9 protein-coding genes and 3 pseudogenes are annotated in these 14,565 nt (G+C 35.2%); 10 read left to right on the top strand and 2 right to left on the bottom strand.

Translation table 11 applies throughout. The features are described 5' to 3' along the window. Positions 1–4 precede the first annotated feature (4 nt). From ppdK to ABLO99_RS04040, 6 genes and pseudogenes are all read left to right on the top strand, one after another. Positions 5–2,623, top strand: coding sequence for a pyruvate, phosphate dikinase (ppdK, locus tag ABLO99_RS04070; protein WP_349968393.1), 2,619 nt, complete (start codon positions 5–7; stop codon positions 2,621–2,623). Positions 2,624–3,147: 524 nt separating this feature from the next. Continuing rightward, positions 3,148–4,423 (top strand): annotated as a pseudogene (locus ABLO99_RS04060) (hypothetical protein). Then, positions 4,410–4,562 (top strand): hypothetical protein, encoded by a 153-nt coding sequence (locus tag ABLO99_RS04055; protein WP_349968388.1) that lies wholly within the window; start codon positions 4,410–4,412, stop codon positions 4,560–4,562. Before ABLO99_RS04060 ends, ABLO99_RS04055 begins: the two are co-directional and overlap by 14 nt. Before the next feature lie 684 nt (positions 4,563–5,246). Then, positions 5,247–6,490, top strand: a pseudogene (locus ABLO99_RS04050) (IS110 family transposase); the annotation flags it as partial. 43 nt (positions 6,491–6,533) lie between these two features. Continuing rightward, positions 6,534–7,521, top strand: a pseudogene (locus ABLO99_RS04045) (IS110 family transposase). 349 nt (positions 7,522–7,870) lie between these two features. Then, on the top strand, positions 7,871–8,818 hold the full coding sequence (locus tag ABLO99_RS04040) for an IS110 family transposase (protein WP_349967103.1): 948 nt from the start codon (positions 7,871–7,873) through the stop codon (positions 8,816–8,818). Between the two features lie 440 nt (positions 8,819–9,258). Here ABLO99_RS04040 and recG read toward each other — a convergent pair whose 3' ends face one another. Further along, positions 9,259–11,289, bottom strand: a complete 2,031-nt coding sequence (gene recG / locus ABLO99_RS04035) for an ATP-dependent DNA helicase RecG (protein ID WP_349968387.1) — start codon at positions 11,287–11,289, stop codon at positions 9,259–9,261. A 95-nt stretch (positions 11,290–11,384) separates the two neighbouring features. Between recG and ABLO99_RS04030 the strand changes: the two genes are divergently transcribed. Both ABLO99_RS04030 and ABLO99_RS04025 read left to right on the top strand, forming a co-directional pair. Next, positions 11,385–11,612, top strand: a complete 228-nt coding sequence (locus ABLO99_RS04030; protein WP_349968384.1) for a hypothetical protein — start codon at positions 11,385–11,387, stop codon at positions 11,610–11,612. Beyond that, positions 11,587–12,378, top strand: a complete 792-nt coding sequence (locus tag ABLO99_RS04025; RefSeq protein WP_349968381.1) for a hypothetical protein — start codon at positions 11,587–11,589, stop codon at positions 12,376–12,378. Before ABLO99_RS04030 ends, ABLO99_RS04025 begins: the two co-directional genes overlap by 26 nt. A 9-nt stretch (positions 12,379–12,387) precedes the next feature. On the opposite strand, the gene miaA is transcribed toward ABLO99_RS04025, so the two are convergent. After that, on the bottom strand, positions 12,388–13,281 hold the full coding sequence (gene miaA, locus ABLO99_RS04020; protein ID WP_047759313.1) for a tRNA (adenosine(37)-N6)-dimethylallyltransferase MiaA: 894 nt from the start codon (positions 13,279–13,281) through the stop codon (positions 12,388–12,390). Between the two features lie 75 nt (positions 13,282–13,356). On the opposite strand from miaA, the gene ABLO99_RS04015 reads away from it, so the two are divergent. Continuing rightward, the gene (locus tag ABLO99_RS04015) at positions 13,357–13,827 is read left to right on the top strand and encodes a hypothetical protein (protein WP_349968380.1); all 471 of its coding nucleotides are present in this window, start codon (positions 13,357–13,359) and stop codon (positions 13,825–13,827) included. Positions 13,828–13,975: 148 nt separating this feature from the next. Further along, positions 13,976–14,563, top strand: a complete 588-nt coding sequence (locus ABLO99_RS04010) for an L-threonylcarbamoyladenylate synthase (RefSeq protein ID WP_349968378.1) — start codon at positions 13,976–13,978, stop codon at positions 14,561–14,563. Positions 14,564–14,565 lie beyond the last annotated feature (2 nt).

Here is a 14,565-nt window from a genome sequence, read left to right as displayed (position 1 = left end):
GAAAATGAGAGAAAAGTCAGTATATTACTTTAGCCGAGGCAAGTGTGAAGGCAGTGCAGCAATGAGAAATCTACTAGGAGGGAAGGGAGCAAATCTAGCAGAAATGTGCAATATTTGCATCCCCGTTCCTCCTGGTTTCACAATCTCCACCTCTGCTTGCACAGTCTATTACCAAAGTGACGGGTTACCTATTGATTTATGCAATGAAATTAAAAACTATATGGCGATGCTCGAAAATGACATCGGTTGTAAATTTGGGGATTCAAATAATCCTTTATTAGTTTCAATACGCTCTGGTAGTGTTAGTTCAATGCCAGGCATGCTTGATACTATTTTAAATGTTGGTTTAAATGATGAAACAGTTATTGGACTTGCAAAAAAAAGTGGCGAACGTTTTGCTTACGATAGCTACTGCCGTTTTATCATGATGTACTCCAATGTTGTACTACAGCTTGATCATCACCTATTTCAAGATGTTGTTGATAATGAACAGCAAAAGAGTGGAGCAAAAAGCTTAGCTGATCTTGATGTTAATGTTTTAAAAGAAATTGTTAGCAATTTCAAAAGGATAGTACATGAAAAAACAGGAAAACACTTTCCGCAGAATATTGAAGAGCAATTGCTCAGCTCAGTGAATGCAGTATTTGCCTCTTGGAAAAATGATAGGGCTGTTTCCTATAGAAGAATACATAATATTCCTGAAAACCTTGGAACAGCGGTCAACGTGCAAGCAATGGTTTTTGGTAATTTAAATGATAATTCTGCAACTGGTGTGATATTTACACGAAATCCTTCAACTGGAGAAAAAAAGCTTTTTGGTGAGTTTTTGGTTAATGCTCAGGGTGAGGATGTGGTTTCTGGTGTTTATACTCCTATGCCAATTGACGGAGAGCAGAAAAATACCATGGAGAAGTTGCTGCCAAGTGTCTACCTGGAATTATGTGCGGTATGTGAAAAACTTGAAAGGCATTATAAAGACATGCAGGATATCGAATTTACTGTACAAGACGGTAAATTATGGATTTTGCAGACTAGGTCTGGCAAGCGCACGGCTGAAGCTGCTATTCGCATAGTAGTTGATATGGTAAACGAAGGAAAGATTACAAAAGAAGAAGGGATATTGAGAATTGATCCAAAAACTTTTGACAATTTATTGCATCCAGTTCTTGACGTTAAGAGTGACCAAAAAGTAATAGGGAAGGGACTACCGGCTTCTCCAGGGGTTGCTTCCGGATATGTAGTATTCAGTGCAAGTGATGCTGAAAAAGCTGCAGAACAGGGTAAAAAAGTAATTTTGGTAAGATCAGAGACGAGCCCTGAAGATATTAATGGAATGAATGCTGCAAGTGGAATAGTAACAGCGCGGGGAGGTATGACCTCGCATGCCGCTGTTGTAACTCGTGGAATGGGTAAGCCATGCATCTGCAGTGTGAGTGGACTTTATATCGATAAAGATGGAACTTTCCTTTCTATAGGGGATATAAAAGTAAATAAAGGTGAACCGATTACCATCAACGGAGGAACGGGGGAGGTTATGCTTGGCATTCTTCCTACAATTTCACCTGAATTATCACAAGAATTCAAAACGATAATCAACTGGATAGATGAAATTAAAACGATCAAAGTGAGAGCGAACGCTGATACTCCAAAAGATGTAAAAATTGCAAAAGGATTCGGTGCAGAAGGTATAGGCTTATGTCGCACAGAACATATGTTTTTTGCTAGTGATAGAATCGAATTCATTCAAAAGTTGATAATAGCTGACGATGAAAATGAAAGGGCAAATGTGCTCATTAAACTGGAGGAAATGCAAAAGTCTGATTTCAAAGAAATATTTTCTATTATGGAGAGCAAGGAAGTCACTATACGTTTACTTGATCCACCTCTACATGAATTTTTACCCAATAATCAGTCTACTATAGAAAAAATTGCTAAATCGCTCAATAAGTCAGTTGAATCAGTAAAAAATAAAATAGCACAGTTATCAGAAAAGAACCCCATGCTTGGCCACCGGGGCTGCAGGCTTGCTATTTCTCATCCTGAAATATATAGAATGCAGATTAGGGCAATACTCAGTGCTGCAAATGAGCTAAAGAAGGAAAAAAAGGTAGCTGAAATCATGATCCCTTTTATCATGAGCGAGAAAGAGTTTGTTCTGATTTGCGAGTTAATAAAGAAAGAAGCAGAAAATTTCGATGTGAATTATTCAATCGGAACGATGATAGAACTGCCAAGAGCAGCACTTATTGCTGACAAACTGGCAAAACACGCAGAATTTTTTAGTTTTGGCACTAATGATTTAACGCAAACAACCATGGGACTTTCAAGAGATGATTCAGTTAATTTCCTCGATTCCTATAAGGAAAACAACATATTCGAAAATGATCCATTTGAAGTGCTAGATGTCGAAGGGGTAGGGGAGTTAGTCAAGATAGCCATTGAAAGAGGCAGAAAAACCCGAAAAGAAATTAAACTCGGTATATGTGGAGAGCATGGAGCGAATCCACAGTCCATAGAATTTTTTATCAAATCAGGGGTCGATTATGTGTCATGCTCACCCTATAGAGTACCGGTTGCAAAGTTAGTGGCAGCACAGCTTAGCATAAGCTTGTTGGGTAAGTAGAGATAAATGGTGTTATGAAAGTAGCTGAAACAGGTTCCTTTATAACGTTGTCATGCCAGTGCCCAGACACTGGTTTTTGACCGAAAATGTTGTCTTGTTTGTGATCAATTTTGCTGGATGCCAGTCACGCACTGGAATGACAAAAGAAGAAGCACTGGGATGACAACAAAGGAGCTACTTGAATGACAAGAGAGGAAGTACTGGAATGACATCTTCCTATGATAATAGCTGTGCGTGGAGTTTCTCTTTAATTGTCATTCCAGTGCGTGACACTGGAATCCAGCTGAATTGGGTAAGCACGAAAGCACTTTTTTAATGATGAAAAGACTGCTTTCATGACATCTTCCTGCATGAAATCTAGGAGTATATGGCTGAACAAGTTGCAGCGCTAACAAGTAGCGGAATGACGATTTTTCACATTGTTGGTAGCTGTCTTGCTGACGCTTTTTCTTTTCTTAAAATCTTAAGAAGTTGACTTTTTGTCTAAAACAATATAAGATAAAATAGTAACTGGTAAGGTAAAAGTGTTAGTATCAAAAGAACGTAAGGAATATTTATTAGGAAAATTTAAATATGCTGCCAAAGAATTTGGCAAATCTGGTACAAAGTCCGATCATGAAACAGTACCAAAAGAACAGCAACTCTCTATTGATTTAGATAACGAAAAAGTTTTTGGTATTATAAACAGAATTTTGCACTGGATAGAAAGTAATTTTACTTATTTTTTTCCACGATATAATTTTTTTCTAGAAGTTGGAGTTGAAGGAAGAAAAATTCCTGGAACTAATACAAGGGTTAAGTGTTTTACTCCAAATGATCAAGCAGAACATACTAAAATTCCTTATAAAGGAAAATTATACGTGGACTTAATGCCAGAAGTGGAAGGTAAAGGCAAAACATATGATACAACTGATAAAATTAGTAAGGGCAAAAAAGGTTGTGTTAGCTTATGTGATTACGCTTGATGGAAAACTAGTAACACATGAACATATTAATATTAATGAAAGCGAATGGGCTTATCGTCATTCAACTCTTGCAGGTGGTAGGCCAGTTTTATGTTCTGGTCTAATGAAAGTGGTAAATGGTAAAATAACTTATATAGACAATAATAGTGGGCATTATAAACCAGAATCAGCAAACTTATACAATGCAGTGAAAAAATTAGAAGGTCTATTTTCAAAAGATGCAAAAGTTGTCTGCTTACCATATTGGGTTATCTTACAAAAACAAATTCCGCTTATGCGTAAAATTACTCCAGCCAAACAAGAGCCTGTAGAGAGATTTTTGAAAAAGATGGAGAAAAAAGGAAAAGATGGGTTGACTCAATATGAAAGACATTTTAAAAGGGTAAAAGAATTTAATGAACAGCATGAACAAAAATTGCTTCTTGCAAGCTATAAGTCACCTACAAATGAACCGTCCTATAAACCAACTGTATATAAAAAACACAGATTGAAATACTCTGAATATGTTAACTTACACCTTAATTTTCTGAAAGAGTTTGATGAAAATCCCGAAGTGCAAAAAATGGCAATAGAACACTCAATAAGAAGAGTTATTGGAGCAAATTATGGCCATAAACCTACAGTTGCGCTTGCTAAGGCACAGATAATAGATAAAGATGGAAAGTTGCAAGAAACGGACAAAATAGCAGGTATAAATGTGGCCTTTCACCATAAGAATGATCGTGATAGCTTTGCTAAACTTCTGGATCTCAAAAAGCATAGCTATGATTGCACATTTTATCTGAAGGACAAAGAAATTGATGAGCTTCTTAAATCACGTGATGAAGGAAGTTAGAGCTACTGTAAAAAGGTTAATACCTAATAAATATACAGTTTTTATGAGTGCAGACCAGGCTAATAAATTTATAAAGGACACTTTACAAATTGAAATTGATAGTGTTGAACAATTGGGTACCCGTTTAGTGGAGCGTTAAAGCTCCATTTAAGGGAATGTTCAAAAAAGCATACGAATCAAGTTAAGAGAATACGCCCAATATAGCAACCATTTAAGGTTTATTTGTTATATTTATTTTTTAAGAAATCTTGATCTAAAATAAGATAATTTTTTTTAAGAGTCTATAAATTACTAATTTTATCGTTTAATGTCTAAAATAATTTTTACCGCTTCCCTTCTTGTATCTTGTAAAAAGCATCTAATGTTTTAAGCTTAAGCATTAGGTGGAGGAGGGAAGAACTCTGTTTCTCCTCTTAGATATAAAATCTGTAAGAAAGATAAGAGTTCCCTCCTCAAAAGTATAGGCTGGACGGTATCGTAGAAAGACCTAAATGGCTCTAATTCTGTATCCACAAGGTTAGCATCGGACAGATATAAAACCTGTCAAACCAGAAAGAAACTCCTATTTTCTACTTTTTTGAATATAATTTTACGGAGAAGCGCTTCTGCAGTTATAGCCGAGTAGGCAATGGTGCCTTAGTGCCCGTAGGTTAGCATGGTTTTGGAAGGAAAATCACTGATGGAGTCTTTGAGACTACCTCGATTAGAAGAGCGTATAATTCAACCGTTCCAAGCTGAAGTGCTTTTCAATTATTATATGATGGAGGTTAGAAATGGCAAAAACAAAAAGTAAATTAGAGGTCTGATGCGGCAGGAATAGATATCTGTGCATTATGTATGTGTACCAGAAGGAAGAGATAAACAGAATATACAAAAATTCTGCTGCTTCACAGAAGATCTTTATAACTTAGCAAAGTGGTTAAAGAGGTGCAAAGTTACTACAATAGCCATGGAATCAACAGGAGTGTATTGGATCCCCTTGTTTCAAGTACTTGAATCATATGGATTTGAAGTAAAATTAGTAAACGCAAAATATGTTAAGAATGTGCCTGGAAGAAAATCTGATGATTGCCAGTGGTTACAACAACTGCATAGCTATGGACTGCATTTAGACCAGATAATCAAATTTGTGTATTACGCAGCTACGCTAGACAACGAGATAACCTAATAAAAAGTGCAGCAGCACACATTCAACGTATGCAAAAAGCGTTAATTCAAATGAGCATTCAATTGCATAAGGTGATAAGCGATATAACAGGAGTTACTGGCATGCAAATTATTAAAGCAATACTTGAGGGTGAAAGAAATCCAGAAAAATTAGCTGAATTAAGAGATGGACGAATAAAAAATGATAAATCTACCATTGCAAAAGCATTAACTATAGAGAGGAACACCTGTTTACACTAAAACAAGAGTTTGAGCTATACAATATTTATCAGGAAAAAATAGCAGAATGTGATAGAAGTATTGAAGGATATTATAAAACATTTGAGACAAAGTCAGGTGGGAACAAGCTATGTAATAAAATAAAGCGTAAGTCTACAAAACATAGGCCAAATTTTGCTATACACGAAGAACTGCATAGAATTACAGGTAGGGAAAAGTTCCAGGACTTGATGTAGTAACCATACAAACAATAATTTCAGAAACTGGCATAAACCCTAATAGATGGCGGACAGAAAAACACTTTTCATCGTGGTTAGCCCTGCCAATAAAATTACAGGAGAAAAAGTGTTTAGCACAAGAACGCGTAAAGTCATTAATCGTGCTGCAAATGCATTTCGAATAGCTGCTCACTGTGTATCAAGAAGCAACAGCGGAATAGGTGCGTACTGTAGAAGAATAAAGAGACGACTAGGTGCACCAAAAGCAATCACGGCTACCGCAAGAAAACTAGCATGCATTTTTTATAGTATGCTAAAGTATGGGTAAGAATATGTTGAAAAAGGAATGAACTATTATGAAACACGTTACAAAGAGAGAGTTAAAAAAAACTTGATCAAAAAAGCACAGGAATTTGGCTACATCTTAGTTCAAAAAGATGAACTGGTTGAGGGAGTTTCTTAGAAGGCTTACTTTTCGTTTTAAATGGTAACGTATGGGGTTATATATGATCAACAACTTTCTTGGAATTGATGTATCAAAAGATCGCTTTGATGTTTTTCTTTCATTCATAAGTAAAAAAGAAAAGCGTGAAACTAGGAAAAGGAGCTTTAAGAACGATGATCTTGGGTTTCAAGGTCTGCTGAGTTTTCTACAAAAGCATAATGTGGAAGAAGTAAAGGCATGCATGTGGTTGTTATAGCGAAGCTTTGGCTGAATTTCTGCACAATGCTGGACATTTTGTTAGTGTTGTAAATCCTTATTGTATTAAATCTTATACAAGGAGTAAGCTCGTAAGACAAAAGAATGATCAGACTGATGCAGAAATTATTGCTGATTATTGCCAAAGACAGGAACCAACTCGTTGGACACCACCTTCTTCTGAAATGAAAAAATTAAAACATCTTTATCGTTGCTCAGTTGCGTTAAAAGAATTAGTAAATAACCACCTAGAAAAAAAAGAGAGACTGCCTAAAGAAGTTGCAAATGCTTGGGAGGATCTTGCAACGAATATAGTTAAAAAAATAGAAATAATAAAAAACTCCATACGCAAACTATTAAAGCAGCACAAAGAATTGTTGGAAAATTTTCAGCTTCTATTGACTATTCCAGGAATAGGAGAGGAATCAGCAATAGCTATTTTAGCTGAAATCCCTGACATAAAAGCTTTTAGAGATGCCAGGCAATTGGCAGCATATACAGGAGTTATACCGAAAAATATAACATCAGGTTCATCTGTACATTCTAAACCAAGATTAAGTAAATCAGGTTACAAACATTACGTAAGGCCCTTTTCTTTCCTGCCATAGTAGCCAAGAATCACAATCCTATCATTGTGAGTTTTTGCCAAAGACTAAAGAAGAAGGGTAAGCATAATATGGCAATTGTGGGAGCGTAAGCTACTCCATATCATTTTCGGTATCCTGACATCCAAAAGTGCTTTTGATCCAAATCATATCAAGAATTACAGAACTAGGATGTTGACTGTAGTTTAAAATCAAAAAATGCTTCCAATCCATTCAACATATTCACTAACTGTAATCTGTGTACTGTTACACAATCAGAAGTATTTTTTGATTTTATGATACAGCTTGAGTAATTTTTTTGTTGACTAGCAAGACGGTTGTAAGTTGGAAATATGATATAAAAGAAGCAAGAAGGAAGGTAGCTCTATAAAAAAATATAGTTATCAAAGGCTTGAGCGACCGTAAGACGGTAGTATTACACATACGTAGATATCAAGGTACTCAAGCCTATCCTTCGAGACGTTTGAATAGTTGTTTGGGACATACATATGCACCCGTTTACAATCTTAAATTTTAACTTAAACTCTCGAGGTTCTTTATGGTTATATCTTATCAAAATTTTATTGGCATTGATATCGGAAAACTTGAATTTGTCATTGCAGTGAATGAACAAAAAAGTGTTATCAAGTTTGACAATAGTTGTTCTGGCTGGAAACAATTTTACCAAAAATTTTCAAATATCTTACCCAATTCCATGATAATTTTAGAAGCTACAGGAGGCTATGAGCTTGGCTTATTGTATTTTCTTATTGACAGAAACATTGCTGTGCATCGTGCTAATACTCGTCAAGTTAAAAACTTCATTCTATCTCATGGAACTTTGGCAAAGACTGACAATCTGGATGCAAAAGCGCTTGCCCAATATGGTGTTGAGCGTTGTGGACGTCTGCAGCTATTTACACCTATCTCAAAAGAACAAACCACCTTATTTACACTTTGTCAGCGTCGTGATGATATTACGAAAATGCTTGTTCAAGAAAAAAATAGGCTTAAAACTCCTGGAAATGATTACATTAAGGAAAGTTGTCAACAAACTATTGAATTCCTCAATAATCAGGTAGAAAAGCTTGATCAAGCTATACAAAAAATAGTCAATGAAAACCCTGAACTGAACCGATACCAGAAGATTCTTGAAACAGTTCCTGGAATAGGTAGAAAAACCTCTCAATGTTTATTGTGCCTTATACCGGAACTTGGTTCCTTAAACAAAAGGCAAGTTGCAAGCCTTGCAGGTGTTGCACCTCATCCTAAGGAAAGTGGTAAAGCTATTGGTTACCGAAGGATTATAGGTGGAAGAAGTAACGTTCGTTCAAAGCTTTTCACAGCTGCTATGGCTGCTAGAAACTCCAAGTCAGAACTTGCTGCTTTTTATTGTAAGCTTATTGATAGTGGTAAAAGAAAGATGGTAGCACTCACTGCACTTATGCGTAAAATTATAGTCATCGCCAATGCCAGACTTAAAGAAGCAATTAATTTGCATGTTTAGAAATTTACATGGCAATAATTAAAATTAGTTAATGAATATGTGCGTCCACACACACACTAAACGCACATATTCATTGGCTTAAGCAAGGTAGTAGCTGTTTGATATAAAATTCTATTCTTATACGACAAAACGGGGTTTTATTGCCCATATGAAGTTGCAAAATTACACAAATAAAAAATTTTTAAACATAGTTGATATCTTTCTTTTCTATCTTAACCGATTGCTTTTTCATTGAAAATTCATTGAGGTTCTTTGATGAACGAGTTATTTTATTCATTGTTGCTTCTCTCACTAAAAATGTATCGGGGAGAACTTACACCTTATTATTCTATCCTCTTCACTCTTATTTTTCCTTAACTTGACTAATATGGTTTGTTGAATACTCCCGTTTGTCAAGTGGTTTCTATTGATGAAGGTTATGGCTCAGAAGATAGTGCAAGCTACTGAAATTTTGAAAAATGCAGCCTACTCCTATATTTGAATATATCAAGCAGTAATTCAAAATCAGCCATTACGCCCTTTGCATTGTTATACGCAAGATTGAGCAACTCTCTGTCCTTATATAGGTCAGCAAATTTAAATTCCATGTATCCTGATTGCTTTATGCCTAAGATATCTCCACTGCCTCTTAGCATCATATCTTTTTCAGCAATGTAAAATCCATCTTGTGACTCACACATAATCTTTAACTTTGAAGACGAACTTTTACTTAGATTGTCGTATAAGAGCACACAAAAGGAGGGCTTATTGCCTCGTCCTACCCTACCTCTTAACTGATGTAATTGCGATAACCCAAATTGTTCTGCATTCTCTATAATCATAATAGTTGCATCTGGTACATCTATACCAACTTCTATTACAGTAGTTGAAACTAGGAGAGAAAATTCATTCCTCTTGAAGGAAAACATAACTTGATCTTTCTGCTCCTGAGTCAATTTTCCATGTATTATGCTAATTTTATCAAAAAATGTTTTTTGTAATTCCTGAAAGCGCATTTCTGCTGCAGCAATATTGAGTTCTTCGTTTTCTTCTATGTATGGACAAATCCAATATGCTTTTTCGCCCCTGTTTATAGCACCTTTTAGCTTTTCAATAACATCTGGCACCCTACTAATGTTCATAGTTACAGTTTTTATTGGCAATCTGGATTTTGGTTTTTCTTTCAAAATTGAACATTCAACGTCACCATACATAGCTTGCTGCAAGGTTCTTGGAATGGGAGTTGCAGTAACAAAAAGTATATCGGGATTTTCTCCTTTTCCTACCAAGCGATTCCTCTGCATCACTCCAAATCGCTGTTGTTCGTCTATGACTGCAAGCCCTAAATTTTTAAACGTAACGTTGGCTTGAAATAGTGTATGAGTGCCAATCACTATATTTAAAACACCACTTGCAAGTTCGTTCATGATAGTCCTTCTTTCCTTGCGCGAAGTTTTACCAGTAAGCAGAGCAACTTTTATATCAGTACAAGATAGAGCTTCTTCGATCCAATTATAATGTTGCTCCGCCAAAATAGTAGTTGGTGCCATTAGAGCTGCCTGCATATTATTTTCTACCACATTCAGCATCGCAAAGAGTGCAACTACAGTTTTGCCACTACCAACATCACCTTGAAGCAGGCTTACCATGCGGTATTTTGATTTTTGTCTCTCTGCGATTTCATCTATCGCTCGAATTTGATCATTTGTTAATTGGAACGGCAATCCATTTAAGACTTGCTCTTTGTATTTACTCAATATGACAAATTCCCTTCCCTCCTTTTTTACATGGTTTTCCCTTGCAAATTTTAGTGCCAGCTGATACGCAAATAGTTCATCATAAGCAAGTCTTTCTCTACAAACTTCTGCTTCTGCCAATGAGCTTGGTCTGTGCAATCTTATGATGCTTTCTTTCCAATTCAGCCATTTCTTTTGCTTGATTAATGTTCCATCTATCCACTCTGGCAAATCGGGCAGTCCTTCTAGGTTAGAGTTTATTATATTTCTAATGCTTTTATTAGTAATACCACGACATAATTGGTAAATCGGCTCTATGCAAGCTATTTCTTCAAATTGGCTAATGTTAAGCGATACATAATCTGGGTGAGTGATTTGCCAATGTTCAGCAAATTTTTCGAGTTTCCCACTGATGATTACATTGGCTCCGATTGGAAATAGTTTATGCAAGTATTTAATTGAGTAATTAAAAAAGACTATAAATACATACTGACTTTCACTTTCGACAACTACTTTATATGGCCTCCCTCTAAAAGTGGGCGGTTGATGCTCATAAACTTTTGCCATGAAAGTTGTAAATTCTCCAATTTGTGCGTCAAGTAGCGATTTACTTCTATCCACATAACTGAGCGGCCTATAAAACAGCAAGTCCATTACTCTATCTCCACCACAAAGTTTAGGCAATATTGCAGAATGAAACTTAGGTATATTTCCTAGTTTGCTGCTCAGAAAAATCAGTATATCTGGTTGCTCCATACTATATAAAACAGTTTATCCATAATAGAGCCTTACTAAAATCCTGTCACCCTATAGTCAAGCTATGCAATATTTTATTGACTTATTAACTATTTTTGTGTATTATTATACTATTAGCAGTTCATATCAAAGTGTTAATAATGAACAACTCTAAATCAGAAAAAAAGGAAAATCGATTAGTTACGCTAAAAGCTCAGGCAGAGAAGTTTAATTTTAGCATGTTAAGAGTGAGTGAAAATAATGATAAAGCACACTCTGGTGAAACAATGTTCTTAGATTTTCACAGAATGAACTTTATTGTTAACAAAAAAAAGTATAGATAGCACTTTAACTTTTGCTTTAACAAAAGGAGCTAAGGAAAATGGGCTTAGAAAAGCTTGGGATGAACATTCCAAAAACGAAAAAACTCCTGATGATAAAAAAGCTGACCAATACAAAAAGAAATTTGAAGAATTTTACAATCTAGGTACAAATTATGCTCACCTATTACAAAAGGAAGAGAGCGGAAATTATCGACCATTTGCAAAAGCAGTTTTCAAGGAAATATTTGAACGTGCTAAAGTTCAAGTTCCAAGTGACTCTATCTTAGAGGAACTAGTTACCAATTGTAATCAAGCAGGATATGAAGCTGTTGTACATGCAGAGTTTCAATATGAACTCTTCCAACATTCATTCATGATGGCAAATCCCAAAAAAGTAATAAGTATTGACTGTATTAGCCCAAATAATGTGAGTGTTAGATCTGATATGACATTACCAATACTCTTCCAAAAAAGTGACGGTAAATGCGGTGACAAGGTATGTGACCTATCCAGCTCACTGGAATTTACACTTGAATCTCAAGATGGAAAAGATGATGTGATATATAAAGATGGCAAATTGTCACTTACTGTTCCTCGAAAATTGAGAGATTATAAAATCGATGATAGAAATTTATTTGATATTATTAAAGAATATTTCTACAAATTCTGCGAGAAATTAGGATTTAAGTTTGAAGTAGAAATAGAGCACGATTTAGGCGATCCGATGAGCCACCTCGAAGATGTAGATCTGCCCATTCATAGCAATGAACATGGAAATACACCTTGAAACTAACAATTAAAATATTTCAAGCGCCGTTAGCTTATTTGCACAATCAATCACTTCAGAATTTGGAAATTGATTTTTAAACCAGGTGTACTGGCGTTTTGCGTAGTGCCTTGTGTTTATTTGAGCAATTTGTATTGCTTCGTCTAAAGTAATCTCACCTTTTAAGTATTTTATAATTTCTGGCACTCCATGTGCTTTCACAGCTGGTAAGTTTGGAGATAGATTCATGCTAAGTAGGTTTTTTACTTCATCAATTGCTCCATTTTCAACCATTTTAATAAAACGAGAATTTATTTTTCGGTATATGTCCTCACGTTTAGGTAGAATTGTATATACCTTAAAATTATTGAATAAAGGAGGCTGCCTATTTTCTTGCCATACAAAAATCGACTTGCCAGTTTCAGTAATAACTTCAAGTGCTCTTGAAAGACGGTGCGAGTCATTAATAAATATTTCACCTTGAATCCCTGGATCTTTGCTTAGCACTAATTTGTGGAACTCTTCTTTACTTAAATTTTTCCTAAGTTCACTTACGTTTTTTCTCACTTCCCAGCTTATTTGTGGAATTGATGATAAGCCTTTGATTAAGCTGCTGATGTAAAGCCCACTTCCTCCAGTTATAATAGGTATTTGCGCATTTTCTAATGCATGATTAACTTCTTTTTCTAAATCCTCTAACCACAGACCCACAGAATAATTTTCTCTTACTGAAACATAACCGTATAGTTTATAAAATTTTTCTTGCCTTGGTGGTTGAGCGGTAATTATGGGAATTTTTTTGTATACCTGCTTTGAGTCACAGTTTATTATGCTAATGTTTTTATGCTTTTTTATCAGATTATCACATAATTCTGATTTACCTGAGGCCGTAATTCCTGTAATAATTACTATATTATCTCTCATTTATATTAATTTAATTAACCTATGATAGGGTGTAGTAAAAATTTGGATCCTACAATCTAAAATTTGGAGATTTTTATGGCAGAAAACGATAACAATGACTCATTCACTAAGCGCTTCACAAACAGGACTCCTGACAATACAGGAGAAGGTTTTTCCAGTAAGTATTCGTCTCAAAACACTAAGGAACGTGCTCTAGGAGCAAAAGGAAAAATTTCTGAATTGGCAAGCAAAAAAGCTGAAGCTAAGGAAGCTTTTTCTGAAAGTGGTGGTATAAAGAGTAAAAGCAGGACTATCAATGAAAGATCCTTTGCTGATGCAACAAGAAGAAGTAGATCAGATCTCGTATACTTAGTCCGTGGTAAAGACCGTGGAAGATCAGCTTGGCACTATGTATTAATTGATAAAGAGAAAAGAGAAATGTTTCTAGCAAAAAGCAGAACTGGCTCTATAGATGTTGCAGACTATGGAGAGATTTTATATTCAGGATGGGGAGAAGATCCACCACGGGCAATAGTTGATAAAATTAATGAGGAGTTCGGGTTGTAGCAGATCTGTTGTAAAAATGAGCAGTTGCTGATAAAATTTACTGTAAGTATGCAACATAGTAATTAATGCATGCTAGATATGATTCATTTTCGGTATCTCAATTGTTAACGTGCAGCAAAAAGCTATTATAAGCATAAGTTTTAGCTATATGGTATTTGAAGTAACAAACGCAATAAAGAATAATTTGTTAGCATGCTTTCCAACAGAGACAGTATATGCTCTTGCTTGTAATGCGCTAGATAATGAATCTATAGAAAAAATATATCAGATCAAGAAGCGTTCTCAAAATAAGCAACTCTCTATATTTGTTAGTGATGTTTACAATTTGACAAAAATAGCAAAGGTAAAGGAAAGATATATTGATTTAATAAACTACTTTTCTCCTGGACCAATTACCTATATTTTACCGCTTGAAAACAACAACATGTTACCAAATGAATTCTTTAAAGGCAGCATAGGCATAAGAGTTCCTGATCATCCTATTGCGATTTCAATATTAAATGAACTGAAAACTCCAATAGTTGCAACTAGTATTAACATTTCAGGAGAAAAAAGCATATGCAAAGCAAGCGATATACCTCAATCTATTAAGCAACACTTATCTGCAGTAATTGAGGATGATGAACTAGTTTCTGGTATAGAGTCTACTATTATTGACTTAACTGGAGATAAGGTTAAGGTTTTAAGGAAAGGTAAAATTTCATTACAAACAATAAATAACGCATTTTCAAACTAAGA

The sequence above is a fragment of the Wolbachia endosymbiont of Armadillidium arcangelii genome (genome assembly GCF_040207875.1).
Lineage (GTDB): Bacteria > Pseudomonadota > Alphaproteobacteria > Rickettsiales > Anaplasmataceae > Wolbachia.
This window is presented reverse-complemented; position numbering and strand designations above follow the sequence as displayed.